The sequence below is a fragment of the Natrarchaeobius versutus genome, from assembly GCF_041205745.1.
Classification (GTDB): domain Archaea; phylum Halobacteriota; class Halobacteria; order Halobacteriales; family Natrialbaceae; genus Natrarchaeobius; species Natrarchaeobius versutus.
This window is the reverse complement of the sequence record NZ_JBGFCC010000008.1, coordinates 139175-157473: the sequence shown is the minus strand read 5'-3', so window position 1 is coordinate 157473 and position 18299 is coordinate 139175. Positions and strand designations below refer to the sequence as shown.

The window sequence follows — 18299 nt, the reverse complement described above, 5'->3', positions numbered from 1 at the left end:
CTCGTTCCGGAATATTACCGATGGACCGATGCGACCAACTCACGGGAGTCAGGAGACCACAACCGACACCTCGTGGGTCGTCGACCGTCCGTCGTTGTCGGTCGCGATCAGTCCGACGGTGTAGGTACCGGGTTCGTCGTAGCTGTGCTGGGTCCACCAGCCACTCGCCGTCGCGCCGTCGCCGAACTCCCACTCGAGGGAGACGATCCAGCGGTCGTCGCCGGAGGTGTCCTCGACCTGGAACGTGATCCACTCGCCGACCGACGCGGACGTCGTACTCGGTGACTGTTCGGCGACGAGATCATCGGGGTCGTCACCGTTCTCGCCGTTACCGTTCTCGCCGTTACCGTTCTCGTCGTCTTCGCCGGCTGCCTCCGCGAGCCACGTCTTGACGAACCCGCCGTGCTGTTCGGGACCGTCTTTCAGCTCCCAGGGTTCGTTGCCCTCCGCCTCCGGGGAGTCGAACATCGCCGGGCCCCACGAGTCGTCGAAACACCAGGCGATCCAGCCCATGTTCCCGTACGATTCGACCCACTCGCGGAACGGGTCGCCCCAGCCGGAGTTCGTCCCCTGATAGTGATCGCCGGTGGTGGGATCCCAGCCGAACTCGGTGCAGACGACGGGAACGTCCTCGGCCGGTTCGCCGTACTCGTGGTCGAACTCCTCGGGCTGGCCGTTGTCCGGGTAGATGTGCGAGGCGTAGATCAGGTTTTCGCCCTCGAAGGGATGTTCCGGGGCGAACTGCGTCTCGGACGTCCACGACGGCGAGCCGACAATCACCGGCGTGTCGGGCGCGTGGTCCTGGACCAGGTCGACCCACGGCTGGGCGGCGTCGCGCCAGAGCAGCCACGACTCCTCGCGCGTGTCGACGTTCTCGCCGTACTCGCCCCACGTCGTCGGGTACGTCGGCTCGTTGAACAGTTCGTAGACCACGTGATCGTCGTCCGCGAACTCGGGGGCGACGACCTCCCAAACGTCCTCCATCACGTCGTCGATCGGCTCGAGTTCGTCCTCCGGATCGGCGTCCTCGTTGTAGTCGTCGGTCGCGGCCTGGGTGTACGGCCGGATAATGTGGAAGTCGACCATCGCGTAGATGCCACGCTCACCGAGCAGGTCGACGGCCGGGCGCACTACCTCCTCGACGAACGGCTCCGGGCCGCCGAACTCCCCGATGGAGTGGGTGGTGAGGGGAAGTCGAACACAGTTCGGGTGCCACCCTCGATCCGGGTCAGTCGCCCACTCGAGCACCTCGGTCGCGCTCTTCGGGTGGTACAGTTCGTAGAAACCGGGGTCGGCGGGCGCCACGCCGCGGAGCCTGACGGGGTCGCCGTCGACGGTCTCGATCCATCGCCCGTCCGTGCGCAACCGCGGCAGGGACGATCCGTCGTCGGCGGACGCCGACGGGACACCGAACGCAAGCGCTGTCGCCCCCGCACCCGCCGTCGCGAGAAACGTTCGTCGTCGCAGTCGATCCGACACCAGACCATGTCGCTGGCTATCGCGAACCATGCAGTTATAGAAATATCCTACGGTAATAAATAATTTCCGCTCGAGCGACGGGTCGACTCGCCGGTCGTAGACACGAACGAGCCCATGACATATTGGAAACGGGGTTTCGTTCCCCCACGACGTCACCGGGGCGTCGACCCCACGTTCGAGATCGAATCGGACACCAGGTTTCCGGTGGATACGCGACGTACATCCGCTCGAGAGACGCTCGATCGGCGTTTCGTATCTCACATCGCATCGTCCGTTCCCGGACGAACGACGTGTGAACTCCCCGTACCGTAAGCCACCACGGATTCGCGAGGGCGAGTGCGAAACGGCGCAACGATTATTGGGTGGCCGCGCCAGTCCGAACTATGGAAACCGAGCGCGAACAGGACACGCTCCGGTACGACGAGCCGGCGACCGAGTGGCTCGAGGCCCTCCCGATCGGCAACGGGCGACTCGGAGCGATGGTCTACGGTGGGCTCGAGTGCGAGCGAATCCAGTGTAACGAGGAGACGCTGTGGGCCGGCGGCCACGAAGACGAGGTCGTTCCGGACGCATCCGAGCACCTAGAGGAGATCCGCCGGCTGTGTTTCGAAGGCGAGTACGAGGCGGCCGAGCGACTGTGCGACGAACATCTTCGCGGCGATCCGCCGGGGATCCGTCCGTATCTCCCGTTTTGTGACATCGTGATCGAACAGCCAGGTCACGGGGAGGCGACGAACTACCGTCGCGAACTCGACCTCGTGGACGGGATCTATCGGGTCTCCTACGAGGTCGACGGGACGACGTTCGAACGGGAGTACTTCGCGTCGGCACCGGATGACGTCCTCGCGGTTCGCCTGAGGTGTGACGAACCGAGCGAAATCGACGCGACCGTCCGCCTCGAGCGCGAGCGCGGTGCGCGCGTCGGCGTCGACGAGTCCGGTCGACTCCTCCTCCGGGGGCAGGTGATCGACCTGCCGAACACGGCGGACGTCTACCAGGGCTCGGGCGGCTGGGGGCTCCGGTTCGAGGGGCGGGCGGCCGTCCGGGCGGAGGGCGGAACCGTCGAGCCGAACGTCGACGACGAGTGGGGCCAGTCGCCGGACGGACTCGTCGTCGAGGACGCCGACGCGGTGACGATACTGTTCGCCGCCGCCACGGACTTCGACCGGGCGCGAGAACGCAGAGACGCGAGTGCTTCGGCAGACGAATCCACGGTCGTCGGCGACGCCGTCGCAACCGACGAGGCACCCGTCTCGCCGACAGCCACGGTCCTCGAGACGCTGTCGAACGCCTCGGCGTCCGCTTACGAACGGCTCAGGGAGCACCACATCGCGGATCACCGCGCGCTCTTCGAGCGCGTGCGTCTGGACCTCGGCGATCCGGTCGACGCGCCGGTCGACGACCGACTCGCGGCGGTCCGCGACGGCGCGTCCGACCCGCACCTCGTCCAGTTGTACTTCCAGTACGGACGCTACCTCCTGATAGGGAGTTCACGACCCGGAACGTTACCCGCGACCCTCCAGGGAATCTGGAACGAGGAGTACGTCCCGCCCTGGCACTGCTGTTATACGCTCGACGTCAACCTCGAGATGAACTACTGGCACGCCGAGGTGACGAACCTCCCGGAGTGTGCCCAACCGCTGGTGACGTTCGTCGATTCGATGCGCGAGTCGGGGCGTCGAACCGCCCGCGAGTACTACGATTGCGACGGCTTCACCGCCCACGTCGACACCGACATCTGGCGAACGACGGTCCAGACCGTCGACGCCCGGTGGGGACACTGGCCGATGGCACCAGCCTGGCTCTGTCACAACCTCTGGGAGCACTACGCGTTCTCCGGCGACGAGGCGGTCCTCGAGACGATCTATCCGATCCTACGCGAGGCGGCTACCTTCCTGCTCGACTTTCTCGTCGAACACCCCGAGTACGGCTGGCTCGTCACCGCACCCTCGGCGTCCCCCGAAAACCGGTTTCGGACGCCCGACGGCCAGGAGGCGACCGTCTGTGTCGGGCCGACGATGGACGTCCAGCTCGTCACCGATCTCTTTAGACACTGCATCGAAGCCGCCGAGATCCTGGACGTCGACGACGCGTTCGCGAGCGACCTCACGGACGCACTCGAGCGGCTGCCGCCGATGCAGATCGGCGACCGCGGGCAGTTACAGGAGTGGCTCGAGGACTACGAGGAAGTCGATCCCGGCCATCGCCACCTCTCGCACCTGTTCGGATTCTACCCGGGAGACCAGCTCACGCCCCGCGGGACGCCCGAACTCGCCGATGCGGTTCGAACGTCGATCGAACGGCGACTCCCACACGGCGGCGGCCACACCGGCTGGAGCTGCGCCTGGCTCGTCGCCCTGTTCGCCCGGCTCGAGGACGGCGGACGGGCTCACGAGCACGTCCGAAAACTGCTCTTCGATTCGACGTACGACAACATGCTGGACGCGCATCCGCCGTTCCAGATCGACGGCAACTTCGGCGGAACGGCGGGGATCGCCGAGATGCTCCTGGGGAGTCACGCCGGCGAACTTCGGCTCCTGCCGGCGCTTCCCGACGCCTGGGAAACGGGACGCGTAGAGGGACTGCGGGCCCGTGGCGGATTCGAGGTCGACCTCGCGTGGTCCGACGGCACGCTCGAGGCGGCGACCGTCTACGCGACCCGCAACGAACCGGTCCGCATCCGGACGTTCGACGCGCGGATCGGCGGCGTGGAGACGAGTACGGGGACAGACGTCGCACTCGAGCGTCCAGCGGAGAACGTCGTTCGCTTCTCGAGCGAGCCGGAGACCGAGTACCGACTCGTGCTCGAACGGAGCTGATCGGTTCGATCGGCGTGACCGATTCGATCGACGAGTGCGCCGTTACTCGGCCCAGTAGGCGTCGCCGGGAGCGGTTTCGAAGACGGCACGGGAGAGGACGTCGACGGCCTTTTCGAGTCCCTCCCGGCCGCTGGTCAGCGAGTCCTCGTGTTCGATCGAGAGGGTGCCGTCGTAGCCGACCATCCGCAGGGTGGAGACGACGTCCTTCCAGTGGTCCTCGCCGTGGCCGTAGCCGATCGAGCGAAACAGCCACGACCGGTCGGACTCCTCGGTGTACGGCGTAGTGTCGAGGACGCCCTTGACGCGGGCGTTAGCGTCGTAGACCTTCGTATCTTTGGCGTGGAAGTGATGAATCGCGTCGGCGTCGCCGAGGACGCGGATCGCCTCCGTGGCGTCGATACCCTGCCAGTAGAGGTGCGACGGATCGAGGTTCGCACCGATGCGCTCGCCGGTTTCCTCGCGAAGCCTGAGCATCCCCTCGGGCTCGTAGACGAGCATGTTGGGGTGCAACTCGATACCGACGTTCACGTCGTGTTCGTCGGCGTGGTCGGCAATTTCGGACCAGTAGTCGATCGCGACCTCCCACTGGTACTCGAGGGCCTCGAGGTGTTCACTCGGCCAGGGTGCCGTGATCCAGTTGGGCGTCTCGTCGTTCGGACTCCCGCCCGGGAGGCCCGAAAAGCAGGTGATCGCGTCGACGCCGAGCTGGCCCGCGAGTTCGATCGCGTCTCGCAGTTGCCGATCGTCCTCGGCGGCGCGTTCGTCGTTCGGATGGATCGGGTTGTTGTGCGTCGACAGGGCGCTGATCTCCATCTCGTGGCGATCGGTCAACGCGAGCAGTTTCGCCTGTGCGCTCTCGTCGTCGAGGTAGGTCTCGGTGTCGACGTGCCCGTCACCGACGAAGCCACCGCAGGCCAGTTCGACGGCGTCGACGCCGATACCGTCCAGATACTCGATCGATTCCTCGAGGGGCCGGTCGTGAAGTACCGCTGTGAGTACGCCAACGTTCATGTGCAGTAAATAGTGTGTGAAGAACCCACATAAATGTATGCGATAAGATCGATCGAGTTGTCGTATCACGTCTGCGATTGCTCCGCAAGAATAAAGGTCGATCCCGGTGACGGAGCTACTATGGGTAAGGTACGGATAGATACTGTCAGAAAACAATATTCCGACGTCGTCGCGGTGGACGACCTGAGCGTCGAGATCGAAAACGGCGAGTTCGTCACGCTCGTCGGCCCCTCCGGCTGTGGAAAGTCGACCACCCTCGAGATGATCTCGGGGTTGACGACGCCGACGGAGGGTGAGATTCACATCGCGGGGTCGGACGTCACCGACGCCGCACCCAAAGACAGAGACATCGCGATGGTGTTTCAGAACATCGCCCTGTTTCCCCACCTCGACGTCTTCGACAACATCAGTTACGGGCTCCAGATCCGTGGCCACGATCGCACAGTTATCGAGGAAAAAGTCCAGGAGGCCGTCGAAATCCTCCAGCTCGAGGGAATGCTCGATCGGATGCCGAGCGAACTGTCGGGCGGACAGCGCCAGCGAGTCGGGATCGGCCGCGCCCTCGTTCGCGATCCGTCGGTGTTTCTGATGGACGAACCGCTCGCGAACCTGGACGCGAAACTCCGTGTTCACATGCGCACGGAGATCCAGCGCATCCAGCGCGAACTCGACGTGACGACGATCTACGTCACGCACGATCAGGAGGAGGCGATGACGATGAGCGATCGGATCGCCATCATGAACGACGGCGAGTTACAACAGATCGCCCCGCCGCTTACGTGTTACAACCGACCCGCCAACGTCTTCGTCGCCAGCTTCATCGGCAGCCCCTCGATGAACCGATTCCCCGGGTCGGTCGACGATCAGTCGATCGCCTGTCCGACGCTTCCGCCTCCCATCGACGTCTCCGGCGTCTCGAGCGTCTCGAGCGGCGACCCGGTCACGGTCGGTATCCGCCCCGAGGACGTCTACCTGGCCGACGGGGACGACCAGCTCGCGTACCCCTCGCGACGAATCGAGGCGACGGTCGACGTCATCGAGCCACTGGGCGACGAGTTACTCGTCTACATGCTCTTCGAAGACGGCGACGGAAGCGTCCAGATGAGCGAGGAGGGTGCCAGCGAGACGTCCGAACAGCTACTGATGAAAGCCGACCCCGACGTGAGCCTGACGGAGGGAGACCGCGTCGCCGTCACGTTCGATCGGTCTGCCCTCCACGTCTTCGACGGGGCGGGCGAGGCAGTGGCCCACGGCGTCGAGACGACGGCCGACGACTCCACACCCTCGCCGGCGACGGCAAAGGACTGAACATGGTCGCACGGACCGTATCGACCGCCCTCGAACGGGTCCGCAACGACGAGTACACCGGCTCCCGGCGGTGCTCGAAGTGTACGGTCGCGAACGCCGGATTGCTACTCGCCGCCGTCGCGCTCGTCGCCGCAATCGCGCCGGTGCTCGCGCCAATCCTCGCGGCGATCGGAGCGATACAGCTCTGGCTCCGCGGCTATCTGATTCCGTATACGCCACAACTCGTCCAGTGGTCGTTCGCCGCGGAACGGACGCCGGACGAGCCCCGATCGGACTCGGACCTCCGCGCGCTCGAGGACCGCGATGGACGTGCCGAGACGCTGGTCGACGACCTGATCGCCGAGGACGTCCTGCTCGAGGCCGGTGGCGGATTAGAGCTATCGGACGACTTCGAAGCCGACCTCCGATCGCGAATCGAGGAGAACACGCGGCGATCGCCGGATGAGCTGGCATCACGCCTCCGAACGACGTTCGACAACGTCGACGACGCGTGGGTCGAACGACGGGACGATCGCGAGCGGACGTGGCTCGTCGCATCGGCCGGGGACGGTTCGCTCTCGGCGGAGACGTGGATTCGAAAACCGCTCGTCATCGTCGACCTCGCGATCGTGGAGACGCTGACCACACCCGGACGTCCGTTCGACGTGGCCGACGCCATCGCGGTCGCTCCGGCGATTCGGACGCTGTTCGATCGGTGTCCGATCTGTGACGCGACGCTCATGGAGACGACGGCAGGCTCGTGTTGTGGCGGGCCGCGAACCGCCTACAGCCCACCCGATCTCGTGTCGTACTGCCCGTCGTGTTCGGTCGCGGTGGCCGAGCGTCACGCGTAGTCGGGACGAGACAACGCCGCCACCTCGAAAAACTGCCTCGTTACCACGTGTCCACGGCGTCTCTCGATCGATACCAACCGACACGACGCTGCGAGCGGAGTCGGAATCGAATACCCCTCGAGTCGGAGGTGAGCCGCTACTCTTTGACCGCACCCTGTGTGAGCCCGCTCACGATCTTCTCCTGGGCGATCAACACGACGACGGCCATCGGGATCACGCCGACGATGCTCGCGGCGGCCATCAGGTGATACGAGACCTCGAACTGACCCTGATAGCGGAAGATGCCGTGGACGATCGGTGCGCCACTGCCGGGTTGGCCGTCGAACATCAGATACGAGAAGAAGAACTCGTTGTAGACGATGATAAATCCGAGGACGGCCGACGTGGCGACGGCCGGCGCCGAGACGGGCATGATCACCCGGAACAGTGCGCCGATTCGCGTCGATCCTTCGACCCGCGCGGCGTCCTCGAGTCCGTCGGGGATCTGGCTGTAGAACGTCGCCAGCAGGAACACGATCAGGGGCATCAGGAACGCGCTCATCGGGAAGATGACGCCGCCGGGCGAGTTGAAGACCGCCGGTGGGGTGATCCCGAGAACGCTGATGTTTTCGGTGAACAGGAGGAACAACGGCAGGAAGAACGCGACCGCCGGGAAGTACGAAACGATCAGGATGCCGAAGAAGACGGGCACTCGTCCCGGAAACTCCATACGGCCGAACACGTACCCGGCCAGACTCCCGATGAAGACCACGACGACGGTCGTGATCGTCGCGATGACGATGCTGTTGAACATGTAGATGTGAAACGGCACCTCCTGGAAGACCTCGACGAAGACGCCGGGGTTGAACCCGTCGGGAAAGAGGTAGATGTTCGACAGGTTCTCCTGGGGGGTGAGTGCGAGGACGAAGAGCCAGTAGAACGGGAACAACGCCATCAGCAGGAAGAACGCGATGCCGACGGCCATGAGGACCCGGTAGACGTCGTTGGGATTGTAGATCGACCAGGTCACCAGATCCGCGTATCGCTCTTTGACGGCCATCTCACACCGCCCCCCGTCCGACTCGTCTCATCACGAGGAGGTATCCGAGCAACAACACGCCGATGATCGACGCCGTGATGAACGCGATCGACGCCGCCGACGCGTACCGACCCGCGTTGAACGTCTCGATAACCAGACACGAAAGCGACGGCACCGTCGAACAGTGAGTGACCGTCTCGATGGTGCCGTAGACGTGCAACGCGGCGATCGTTCTGAACAACAACGCCACGAGCAACGCGGGGAGGACGAGCGGAAACGTGATCGTCTTGAACCGCTGCCACCGGCTGGCTCCGGCGACTTCGCCGACTTTGTAGAGGTCGCGATTGATGCTCTGTAACCCGGCGAGGATCAGAAGCGCCATGAACGCGGACTGCTTCCAGATGTCGGCGAAGATGACGATGATCAACGAATCCACGGAGCTCGCCAACGGGGTCGACGAGAACACGCCGAGTCCCTGCATCAGCTCCACGCCGGGACCGATACCGGGCTGGAAGAAGAGATAGAAGATCATCCCCTGGATGACGATCGGAACGGTCCACGGGAAAATAAAGCCCATCCGGACCCAGCGTCGACCGCGAAACGACTGGTCCAGGATGAGCGCCATCGCGAATCCGAGAATCGTCTCGAGGACGACCGCGACGATCGTGAAGATCAACGTCACGGTGAGTGCGCTCGTAAAGATCTGGTCGGTCGAAAACAGCGGCCGTGGGAGACGCGCGTCGTACTCCCCAGTCAGAATGCCGACGTAGTTCTCGAGACCGACGAATGCGCCCGTCCAGTCGGCGGTGTACAGGTCGTCGGCGTGCAAGGACATGTAAAACGTATGCCCCAGCGGCCAGAACGCCATGGCGAACAGGACGATTCCCATGGGAGCGAGCAACAGGTACGCAAACTGCGTCTCGCTGAGGTTCTCCACTCTGTCACCGATCCCGTTGGTGAACCGGTTGGTTACCGGGTAGAGCACCAGACTGGTTGTATTCCTGGCCATGATCTCCAGGGATTACTCCTGGCCCTCCGCTTCCAGTGACGCCAGGGTCTCCCGCAGCTCGTCCATCGCCGGCCCGGGATCGAGGTCGCCGGCGAGAACGTCGCTGACCTGTTGTTCGATTCGATTCGACTGCTCCGGCCAGAGAACCGTCACGGGACGGGGCATCGCGTGTTCGCCCGCGTACTGGAGCGTCTCGACGTATCGGCCCATGACCTCCGTCTCGGCGGCCTCCTCGGAGTTGACGATCTCCGGTTTCGGCGGGATGTAGCCGACGAGTTCGAACAGATCCAGCATGAACTCCTCGGTCGCCATCGCCTCGAGAAACGACAGACACGCGTCGAGGTACTCGGTGTTCGGGTTGACCGCGTAGTGCCAACCGCCGAGTGCGGCGGTCGAGCCGCCGGTCCCGTCGTACGTCGCCTCGTCCTCGGGAACGCCGTACGGAAGCGGCATGACCCCCATATCTTCCCCGTGGACGTCGTCCGCGCCGTTGATCGCGATCGAATACGGCCAGTTGCGGTGGGCGACCGCGTCGCCGTCGGTAAACGGTGCCCGCGACGGCTCGACGTCCCACTGGACGACGGCGTCCGGCGAAATCCCCTCGATGGCGTCCATGGCAAACTCGTCGTCCTCGCCGCGGATGAGCGTCCGTCCCATCCGCAAGGCGTCGATCACCGGCTCCTCGTCGACGGTAACGGGACGGTCGCCGACCGGGCCGTAGAGATTGTCGGGGCCGCCGAAGTACGCGCCGCCCCAGGACGTGATCATCTCGTTGAAAACACAACAGGAGAGCTGTTCCGACGGAGGGGCCTGCCACGTGTATCCGTACTCGACGTCGTCGTGAGACTCGAGCGTGTCGGCGACGACCGCCGAGAACTCCGCCCAGGAGAGCGGGTTCGTCGCCCACTCCTCGCCGTCGGGATCGTAGCCCGCGTCCTCGACGAGATCTTTCCGGTACTGGATCGTCGGAAAGTCCGGATAGAGCGGGACCGCGTACAGTTCGCCGGTTTCCGGATGGACCGCCGACTCGACGCTCATCTCGAAGTACTCCTCGTGGATTTCGGAGACGAGTTCGCCCGGGAGTTCCTCCTCGAGGTTGACCAGCTGATCGCGGACGATCAGCGGGATCGTCCAGCCGCTGTCGGCGATGAGAAGATCCGGCGTCGATCGACCGGCAGCCAGCCAGGAGCGATACTCGGCCTCCATGTCGTCGGTGACCTCGCCGACTTCGACGAGGTGGGGAAAGACGTCCTCTGACAATCCGTTTTCCCACAACATTTCACGGACCGCGTCCGATTCGTCCGCGATATCGGAGTTCGTCGTGACCTGCAGTTCGATCTCGGCGTCGACGTCGGTCTCTTCGGTCAACTCTTCGTCGGCCCCGTTTCCATTTTCCTCGCCGCCGATACACCCGGCCAAACCGGAAGCCGCGCCGGTAGCACCGACGGATTTGACAAACATTCGTCTATTCACCGCATTGCGTGACATACTATCGCACCATCAAAACGTTACCGCTGCGACAGTAATAAAGATTCGTGCGAGATTCAGTAGTGAACTATTCCACACTGAGACGGAACGTTACCGAGGTCCGAGACGGTCCGACCGATTCGATCGAAACGCCGGCCTATTCGATCGAAACGGACCGCCGAGCGTCCTCGAGCAGTTCCTGAACGGCGACGGGTTCGCCGGTGGTACTGCTCTCGATAGCCGCCTCGACGAGTGCCATCGAGTGAAGGTTATCCTGTACGTTCGTCGCCATCGGCTCGCCGCCGTCGAGCCACTCGACGAACCGCTCGACGAGCCACGTGTTCGCCCACTTCTCACCCTCCAGTAACGGGATCGATTCGCCCCGACGCCCGTCGACGCCTTCGCCGAGTTGGGGCTCAACACTGGGATCGTACGCGTATCGCTCGAGTTCGCGTCCGTCGAGAACGAGCGTCGAATCCCGACACTCGGCACGGACGTACTCGTGTCCCCAGCCGTTGAGTGCCGCGGCGTTAGTTTTCGCACCCTCGTAGACGGCTCTGGTTCCGTTTTCGAAGGTTAGATTGACCAGCGCCTGGGCATCACCGGCGTACTCGCCCCACTCGGGTAGCCACGTCTGTGCGTACAGCGTCTCGCAGGGTGCACCGGCCAGGTCCGCGAGGATGTCGAGGTGGTGAACGCCGCCTTCGATCATGAGCGTGTCCTCGATATCGTGACGGAACGCACCCCAACTTCCGTACGATCGACAGTTACACGTAAAACGCAACATCAGATAGTCGAGCGGCCCGTGCTCGTTCGACTCGAGTTCCCGCCGGAGCGTCGTCTTGTCCCGGTCGAACCGGTGGCTCATCGTCACGCCCATCTTCGCTCCGGCGCGTTCGACCTTCTCGGCGATTCGAACCGACGCCTCGAGCGAGTCGGCGATCGGCTTCTCGGAGAGGATGTGCAGGTCGTACTCGAGGGCCCGATCGACGACCTGCTCGTGGACGTTCGGCGGGACGACGATCGTACAGAAATCCGCATCGTGGTCGGCGAAGGCCTCCTCGACGTCGGTATAACACTGGCTATCGGTCAATCCGAGGCCGCCTTTCGCGTTTTCCAGCATCGCCTCGTCGACGTCGACCGCAGCGACGACGTCGATCAGATCGTCCTCGACGTTCGGTGGCAGGTACTGGGTACACCAGCGCTCGCCCTGGCCACCCGTTCCGACTTGAATTACGTCGTACACCATTCGGTATCATGAAACGGAAGTGAACCAAGTGTCAAAAGTGTTCCCCTACCAGCCGGATCGGTCACACCCTCGTGGGATCGAACGACGGACAGGGATCGAAGCGAGTGCGTCAGGGCGTTCGTTCCGGGCGATTGGCTCCGACAGCCATTCTCTATAGAATTTAATTTGTTCTACATACTCATCACTTGTTCTCTATCGCAGAAAAAAGACGTTCATCAGTCAATAGGCTATTTCGCTCCACATGTGGTAGAAACCTATTACAAGGAAAGAGAGAACGAAACCAGGGAATAACTGATCGAGAGTTGAATGTGGTTCGACTGAGAATGGTTCTTACAAAGTCAACGGTGTTCTCTAACAAAAATTTTGGAGGAAAGATGCTATCGACGCCCCGCAATACGGCGACGATACGAGGAGAGAACGTGCAAATTGACGCAATGGGTCCCCTCGAACGTCAGTTACGGCTCCGAAGCCTCGGCCGAACGGACCCGAATATTTATTTGGAAACGAGGCCGACAGTAGAATCATGAAAGCATTACGAGCAACACCCCGCCTGCGGCAAGACGGCTCGCGTCCAAAGAATCGGGCCGACGGTGCCACCAATGTCTGAACGACCGAACGACGAGGATGCCGACGACGCCGAGCCGATACTCCCAGGCGTCGAAGACGCACTCGACGGCGACGAGCCGGACGTCGAGTACGACCTCGAGGACCTGGGCAACGTCAAAGAGGAGTGGGAGGGAGTGACGATCTACCTCCCCTCGGATCTCCACAACGCGCTCAATCTCTCCTACCGAGAGTTGAGCTACGAATCCGCCCGAACCACGGCCTACGACCTCCAGAAACTGCAGGATTTCTACCCGCTTCTCGTCGCGGTCGGGTTGAACAACCTCAACCAGTCCGATACCGACGATCTGCTCTCGATGCTCGAGTACTTACAGGAGGAGTACGGCTAACCCACCGACGGTCAATTCGGGAAACTAGTATTACTAGCAATCCTCTCTGCACCGATCGATCCGGAACGGCGTAAACGACCCCCGAGCGCCGCGTCAGAGCAGTTCCGACGGAGACGCGGATCGATCCTGGGGAGTGAAACGTCTGTGGTCCCCCGAAGAGGGCAGATCAATTTACAACCATACATCCGTAATCCCGAGTTGGGGCAGATGGGGTAAACCGTCACTACGAGGCGAATGTCGGCGCAAGGCCACCAGGAAATCACCGCTGAAACTCGAGCGCAGGCGGTGTCGATTCGAGATTAGTAATACTAACAATGTACAAGTCGGTAACTCGAGTAATACTTTCCAGACTCTCCTGGCGGGTACGTTCACGACGGGCGACCGCGGCTGACGAAAAGAGACAGGACGTCTCGAATCATGGCGCATTCCCGCGGTTTTGGAACTCTACCGACGGTCGTATCACACGGCCTCGAGCCGAGTGACGCCGATTCGCGTCCGTCGAATGTCGAGATGCGAACGATAGTTTTTTATAATATTAGTTCGTCGCTCGTCGTGTCGCAAAGCCATGAGAGAAGACAACTCAGTATCTCGGAGACGGTACGTTCAGCTTGCCGGATCGGCCGGCGCGCTGGCACTCGCAGGGTGTGCCGAGGACGAAGATCCGGACGACATCGACACGGGGAACGGAGCTGACGACGCCGACGACGCGGGTGGGTCGGACGCCGACGGCGACCTCGAGATCGTCCACTGGTGGACCGCTGGAGGGGAAGAACAGGCACTGAACGCCTTGCTCGACGGGTTCGAGGAGGCGTATCCCGAACACAGCGTCGAGAACAATCCGGCACCCGGCGGTGCCGGTGCGGCGATCGATGCGGCGATCCAGACGCGCGTGATCGACCAGGATCCGCCGAGTACGTTCCAGATCTGGCCCGGCGAGGCGGTTCGACCGTATCTCGAGGCCGACGCGCTGGAATCGATCGGCGACGTCTGGGAGGACGAGGACGCGTACGTCGACGGCGTCATCGACGCCGCCGCGCCGGATGGCGACCTCGTCGTGGCGCCGATCAACATCCACCGATTGAACAACCTCTTTTACAACGTCGAGGTCGTCGAGGACGCCGGCGTCGATCCGGCTGACGCCGAAAACCCCGAGGATCTTCTCGACCTGCTCGAGGCGGCAGACGACGCCGGCTACGTCGGACTCGCCCAGCAGACACAGGAACCGTGGGGAATCCTCCAGTTCTGGGAGATGGTGTTCCTCGGACAGTACGGGGCCGACACGTACGAGCAGTTCCTCGCGGGCGACGCCGCATCGCTCGAGAGCGAGATCGCCGACTCGCTCGAACTGGTCGAACAAATAAGCGAGTACCACAACGAGGACGCCGGGACGGTCGCCTGGGACGAAGCCAACGCCGACGTCATCACCGGCGACGCCGCGTTCCACCACAACGGCGACTGGGCCGCCGGCGAGTACCAGGGTGCCGATGGGTTCGAATACGGCGAGGACTGGGACTACATCGCCTTCCCCGGAACCGAGGACGCCTACACGATGGTGATGGACGGCTTCGTCTACCCGGCGAACAACCCGACGCCCGAGGCCACCGAAGCGTTCGTCAGCTACTGTACGACGCTCGACGCCCAGGAACGGTTCAACCCGCACAAGGGGTCGATTCCGCCGCGGACCGACGCCGCGACGGACGGCTTCCCGCCGTTCTTACAGGATCAGATGGCCGACTTCGAAGCGTCCAACGAACAGACGGTTACCATCTCCCACGGGAGCGGCCTCGAGCCGGCTCAGGCCGACCAGGTGCAGGAAGCGTTCGCCGTCTTCACCGACAACTGGGACGTCGACGAGACGACCCAGGAACTGATCGGTATCTTCTAACTCCCTCTCTTCCATGGGTTTCGATATCGATCGACTTCGTTCCCGCACAGGGCGTCGTGACAGCGACGAGCGAAGCGAGCAATCACGGACTGGCGGCCAAAGCGAGGAGCCACGGACCGACGGCCCGAGCGGGAAACTACGGACCGACGGGGGGAGCGACGTGACGACACGCGGCAGGCTCTCCAGACTCAAACACAGCGATGCGGTCCAAGCGTTGCCGTTCTGGCTCCCGCCGGCGCTGTTGATGGGGTGGTTCGTCTACGGCGCGGTCGGCTGGAACCTCCTCATCTCGCTGACCGACTGGAGCGGTCTCAGCCAGCCGGATTACACGAATCTCTCGCTCGAGATGTACGCACAGATGCCGGACGATCCGTCGTTCTGGGCGGCGTTTCGGAACACGATCGTCCTGTTGATCGCGTTTACCGTCGTCTCGCTGGCGATCGGGCTCGTGCTCGCGATCTTGATCGACCGGAACATCCGCTTCGAGAACACGTTCCGGACGATCTATCTGTTGCCGATGGCGCTGTCGTTCGTCGTGACGGCGATTTTCTGGTCGTGGATGTACAACCCGAGTACGGGGACGATCAACGTCGTCCTGGGTGCGATCGGGCTGGATTTCCTCGCGATGGACTGGATCGGCGATCCGCGGACGAGGCTGGCGGCGATCATCTTCGCGCTCACGTGGCAGTTCAGCGGATACGCGATGGTCGTCTACCTCGCCGGCTTGCGGGCGATTCCCGACTCGCATTACGAGGCGGCGACAGTCGACGGTGCGAGCTCGCTTCGGATGTACTGGCGCGTGATCGTCCCACAGTTGAGCGCGTCGACGACCTCCGCGGCGGTCGTGTTGATGGTGTTCGCGCTGAAGGCGTTCGACTTCATCTTCATCATGTTCGGGGACAATCCCGGCCGATCGGCCGACATCCTGGCCGTCATGATGTTCCGCGTCGCCTTCTCGCGAACCCAGTGGGCCTACGGGGCTGCGGTGGCGACCGTCCTCTTCCTGATGGCGCTGTCGGTCGTCGCCCCCTACCTGTACATGCAATACAAACGAGGTGATCTCTGATGACGACGCAGACGCACGAACCGACAGCCGAACCGACGGACACCACCGCCATCGGACCGGCGCCGACCGGAGGTGATCGATAGATGGCGACCGCGGACGAAACCGGACGATCGCTCGGTGACCGGATCGCCGAGCACCGAACGGAACTCGACACCCAGCGCGTCGTGCTGTACGGCGTTCTCGTCGGGCTCGTTGGGTTCTATCTCTCGCCGCTGTGGGCCGGGCTGACGACGGCGTTTAAGTCCCAGGCCGGCTTCATCAACACGTCGCCACTCGAGCCGCCGACGCCGGAGTGGTTCACCCTCGAGCCGTGGGAGCTCGCGTTCGCGACGCTTCAGGGCGGGCTAGTCAACAGCGCGATGTTCGTCGTTCCGGCGACAGTGCTGTCGGCGCTGTTCGGCAGTTTCGCCGCCTACGGATTGACGAAGCTGTCCTGGCGCGGCCAGGTCGGTATCCTCGTGATCTTCCTCGCGGGGGTGTTCTTGCCGTATCAGTCGGTGCTCGTCCCGTTGCGACAGTTCTGGTCGATGGTCGACCTCGCCGGATTGCTCGCGTTCGCGCCGTTCCTTGCGAACCGGGCGGACCTGATCGAGCTGACGATCACCCACACCGCCTACGGGATTCCGATCTGTACGATCCTCTTTCGGTCGTACTACAAGACGTTAGACGACGAGATGATCGAGGCGGCGAAAATCGACGGCGCGAACGCGTTCGGCATCTACAAGCGAATCGTCCTCCCGCTGTCGCTCCCGATGTTCGCGGTGACGCTGATCTACCAGTTCACGCAGGTCTGGAACGACCTGCTGTTCGCGCTGGTGTTGGTCACCTCGCGGTCGAACTACGTCGTCACCCAGTCGCTGAACGAACTTCAGGGGTCGATGGCACAGGAGTACAACATTCAGATGGCGGGAGCGTTCATCGCCGCTTTGCCGACGATCATCATCTACGTCATCTTCGGCAGGCAGTTCGCGAAAGGAATCAGCGGTGCATCGTAATGGAACACAGACAACCTACCCCTTCGAAATCGCTGACACTGAGGATACACGTATGGCAGAACTCACGCTCGGAAACGTAACGAAACGCTTCGACGACGTCGTCGCGGTCGACGACGTCTCGATCGAGATCGACGACGGCGAGTTTCTCGTCCTCGTCGGCCCCTCGGGGTGTGGCAAGTCGACCACGCTGCGGATGATCGCCGGCCTCGAGACGATCTCGGATGGCCAAATCGCGATCGACAGCGAGGTCGTCAACGACGCGCCGGCCCAACAACGGGACATCGCGATGGTGTTTCAAAGCTACGCGCTGTACCCCCACATGACCGTCCGCGAGAACATGCGCTTCGGTCTCGAGGAGTCGACGACCCTCCAGAAAGCGGAGATGGACAGCCGGGTCGAGGAGACCGCCAAGATCCTCGAGATCGACGACCTCCTCGAGCGCAAGCCGGGGGAGCTATCGGGCGGCCAACAACAGCGCGTCGCACTCGGACGGGCGATCGTCCGCGATCCGGCCGTCTTCCTGATGGACGAGCCGCTGTCGAACCTCGATGCCAAACTCCGCTCGGGCATGCGGACTGAACTCCAACGCCTCCAGGAGGAACTCGGCGTGACGACCGTCTACGTCACCCACGACCAGACCGAGGCGATGACGATGAGCGATCGGATCGCCATCCTCAACGACGGCGAACTCCAGCAGGTCGCCACCCCACTCGAGTGCTATCACCGCCCGAAGAACCGCTTCGTCGCCGGCTTTATCGGCGAGCCGTCGATGAACTTCTTCGACGTTACCCTCGAGGACGACCGACTGGTGGGCACCGACGTCGAATTCGAGTATCCGCTCTCATCGTCGATCCGGTCGGAACTGGCCGGTCGTGAGGACCTCGTCCTCGGCATTCGACCCGAGGACGTCGAACTCCTCGACGCCAGGGAGACGGCGTACGACTTCCCTGCCGTCGTCGACGTCGTCGAGCCGATGGGCAACGAAAACAACCTTCTGGTTCGGTTCCCGGACACGGATACCGAGTCGACGTTCAACGTGATCGTCGACGGGATGCGCCACGTGGAGGCCGGAAAGCGGTACGTGATCCGCATCCCGGAATCGGCGATCCACATCTTCGATCGCGAAACCGGCGTGGCGTTGCACAACCGCGAAATCGAGGAGGAAGCGGAGTTGCTCGCGTCCCGCGTCTGACCCGAACGTCCCCTT

The 18299-nt window shown here is 63.0% G+C and carries 14 protein-coding genes; 8 read left to right on the top strand and 6 right to left on the bottom strand.

The features are described from left to right. Positions 1-48 precede the first annotated feature (48 nt). A complete protein-coding gene (locus AB7C87_RS17725) occupies positions 49-1509 on the bottom strand; it encodes a cellulase family glycosylhydrolase (RefSeq protein WP_369730833.1) in 1461 nt (486 codons plus the stop codon). Positions 1510-1862: 353 nt separating this feature from the next. Here AB7C87_RS17725 and AB7C87_RS17720 point away from each other — a divergent pair, with 353 nt between their 5' ends. After that, entirely contained in the window at positions 1863-4298 is a 2436-nt protein-coding gene (locus AB7C87_RS17720) for a glycoside hydrolase family 95 protein (protein WP_369730832.1), read from the top strand. Between the two features lie 42 nt (positions 4299-4340). Here AB7C87_RS17720 and AB7C87_RS17715 read toward each other — a convergent pair whose 3' ends face one another. Continuing rightward, a complete protein-coding gene (locus AB7C87_RS17715) occupies positions 4341-5309 on the bottom strand; it encodes a sugar phosphate isomerase/epimerase family protein (protein ID WP_369730831.1) in 969 nt (322 codons plus the stop codon). Positions 5310-5429: 120 nt separating this feature from the next. On the opposite strand from AB7C87_RS17715, the gene AB7C87_RS17710 reads away from it, so the two are divergent. Continuing rightward, positions 5430-6617, top strand: a complete 1188-nt coding sequence (locus AB7C87_RS17710; RefSeq protein WP_369730830.1) for an ABC transporter ATP-binding protein — start codon at positions 5430-5432, stop codon at positions 6615-6617. Between the two features lie 2 nt (positions 6618-6619). Further along, positions 6620-7450: a DUF8054 domain-containing protein gene (locus AB7C87_RS17705; protein WP_369730829.1), complete on the top strand. Its 831-nt coding sequence runs from the start codon at positions 6620-6622 to the stop codon at positions 7448-7450. A gap of 136 nt (positions 7451-7586) precedes the next feature. On the opposite strand, the gene AB7C87_RS17700 is transcribed toward AB7C87_RS17705, so the two are convergent. From AB7C87_RS17700 to AB7C87_RS17685, 4 genes are all read right to left on the bottom strand, one after another. Further along, positions 7587-8489, bottom strand: coding sequence for a carbohydrate ABC transporter permease (locus tag AB7C87_RS17700; protein ID WP_369730828.1), 903 nt, complete (start codon positions 8487-8489; stop codon positions 7587-7589). Position 8490: 1 nt separating this feature from the next. Continuing rightward, the gene (locus tag AB7C87_RS17695) at positions 8491-9477 is read right to left on the bottom strand and encodes a carbohydrate ABC transporter permease (protein WP_369730827.1); all 987 of its coding nucleotides are present in this window, start codon (positions 9475-9477) and stop codon (positions 8491-8493) included. A gap of 12 nt (positions 9478-9489) precedes the next feature. Next, positions 9490-10938, bottom strand: coding sequence for an extracellular solute-binding protein (locus AB7C87_RS17690; RefSeq protein ID WP_369730826.1), 1449 nt, complete (start codon positions 10936-10938; stop codon positions 9490-9492). Between the two features lie 163 nt (positions 10939-11101). Beyond that, the gene (locus AB7C87_RS17685; RefSeq protein WP_369730825.1) at positions 11102-12193 is read right to left on the bottom strand and encodes a Gfo/Idh/MocA family protein; all 1092 of its coding nucleotides are present in this window, start codon (positions 12191-12193) and stop codon (positions 11102-11104) included. Positions 12194-12792: 599 nt separating this feature from the next. Here AB7C87_RS17685 and AB7C87_RS17680 point away from each other — a divergent pair. The 5 genes from AB7C87_RS17680 to AB7C87_RS17660 all read left to right on the top strand — a co-directional run bounded on the left by AB7C87_RS17680 (position 12793) and on the right by AB7C87_RS17660 (position 18284). After that, positions 12793-13146 carry a DUF8160 family protein gene (locus tag AB7C87_RS17680; protein WP_369730824.1) on the top strand — a complete coding sequence of 118 codons (354 nt, stop codon included), beginning with the start codon at positions 12793-12795 and terminating at the stop codon, positions 13144-13146. 565 nt (positions 13147-13711) lie between these two features. Continuing rightward, the gene (locus AB7C87_RS17675; RefSeq protein ID WP_369730823.1) at positions 13712-15031 is read left to right on the top strand and encodes an ABC transporter substrate-binding protein; all 1320 of its coding nucleotides are present in this window, start codon (positions 13712-13714) and stop codon (positions 15029-15031) included. Between the two features lie 13 nt (positions 15032-15044). Then, the gene (locus AB7C87_RS17670; protein WP_369730822.1) at positions 15045-16097 is read left to right on the top strand and encodes a carbohydrate ABC transporter permease; all 1053 of its coding nucleotides are present in this window, start codon (positions 15045-15047) and stop codon (positions 16095-16097) included. Between the two features lie 83 nt (positions 16098-16180). Next, positions 16181-17092 carry a carbohydrate ABC transporter permease gene (locus AB7C87_RS17665; protein WP_369730821.1) on the top strand — a complete coding sequence of 304 codons (912 nt, stop codon included), beginning with the start codon at positions 16181-16183 and terminating at the stop codon, positions 17090-17092. Positions 17093-17144: 52 nt separating this feature from the next. After that, entirely contained in the window at positions 17145-18284 is a 1140-nt protein-coding gene (locus AB7C87_RS17660; RefSeq protein WP_369730820.1) for an ABC transporter ATP-binding protein, read from the top strand. The last annotated feature ends 15 nt before the right edge of the window (positions 18285-18299 follow it).

Excerpts from the sequence above, each read along its gene's own strand:
- AB7C87_RS17725 (WP_369730833.1), bottom strand. The coding sequence starts at position 1,509 with ATGGTTCGCGATAGCCAGCGACATGGTCTGGTGTCGGATCGACTGCGA.
- AB7C87_RS17720 (WP_369730832.1), top strand. The coding sequence starts at position 1,863 with ATGGAAACCGAGCGCGAACAGGACACGCTCCGGTACGACGAGCCGGCG.
- AB7C87_RS17715 (WP_369730831.1), bottom strand. The coding sequence starts at position 5,309 with ATGAACGTTGGCGTACTCACAGCGGTACTTCACGACCGGCCCCTCGAG.
- AB7C87_RS17710 (WP_369730830.1), top strand. The coding sequence starts at position 5,430 with ATGGGTAAGGTACGGATAGATACTGTCAGAAAACAATATTCCGACGTC.
- AB7C87_RS17705 (WP_369730829.1), top strand. The coding sequence starts at position 6,620 with ATGGTCGCACGGACCGTATCGACCGCCCTCGAACGGGTCCGCAACGAC.
- AB7C87_RS17700 (WP_369730828.1), bottom strand. The coding sequence starts at position 8,489 with ATGGCCGTCAAAGAGCGATACGCGGATCTGGTGACCTGGTCGATCTAC.
- AB7C87_RS17695 (WP_369730827.1), bottom strand. The coding sequence starts at position 9,477 with ATGGCCAGGAATACAACCAGTCTGGTGCTCTACCCGGTAACCAACCGG.
- AB7C87_RS17690 (WP_369730826.1), bottom strand. The coding sequence starts at position 10,938 with ATGTTTGTCAAATCCGTCGGTGCTACCGGCGCGGCTTCCGGTTTGGCC.
- AB7C87_RS17685 (WP_369730825.1), bottom strand. The coding sequence starts at position 12,193 with ATGGTGTACGACGTAATTCAAGTCGGAACGGGTGGCCAGGGCGAGCGC.
- AB7C87_RS17680 (WP_369730824.1), top strand. The coding sequence starts at position 12,793 with ATGTCTGAACGACCGAACGACGAGGATGCCGACGACGCCGAGCCGATA.
- AB7C87_RS17675 (WP_369730823.1), top strand. The coding sequence starts at position 13,712 with ATGAGAGAAGACAACTCAGTATCTCGGAGACGGTACGTTCAGCTTGCC.
- AB7C87_RS17670 (WP_369730822.1), top strand. The coding sequence starts at position 15,045 with ATGGGTTTCGATATCGATCGACTTCGTTCCCGCACAGGGCGTCGTGAC.
- AB7C87_RS17665 (WP_369730821.1), top strand. The coding sequence starts at position 16,181 with ATGGCGACCGCGGACGAAACCGGACGATCGCTCGGTGACCGGATCGCC.
- AB7C87_RS17660 (WP_369730820.1), top strand. The coding sequence starts at position 17,145 with ATGGCAGAACTCACGCTCGGAAACGTAACGAAACGCTTCGACGACGTC.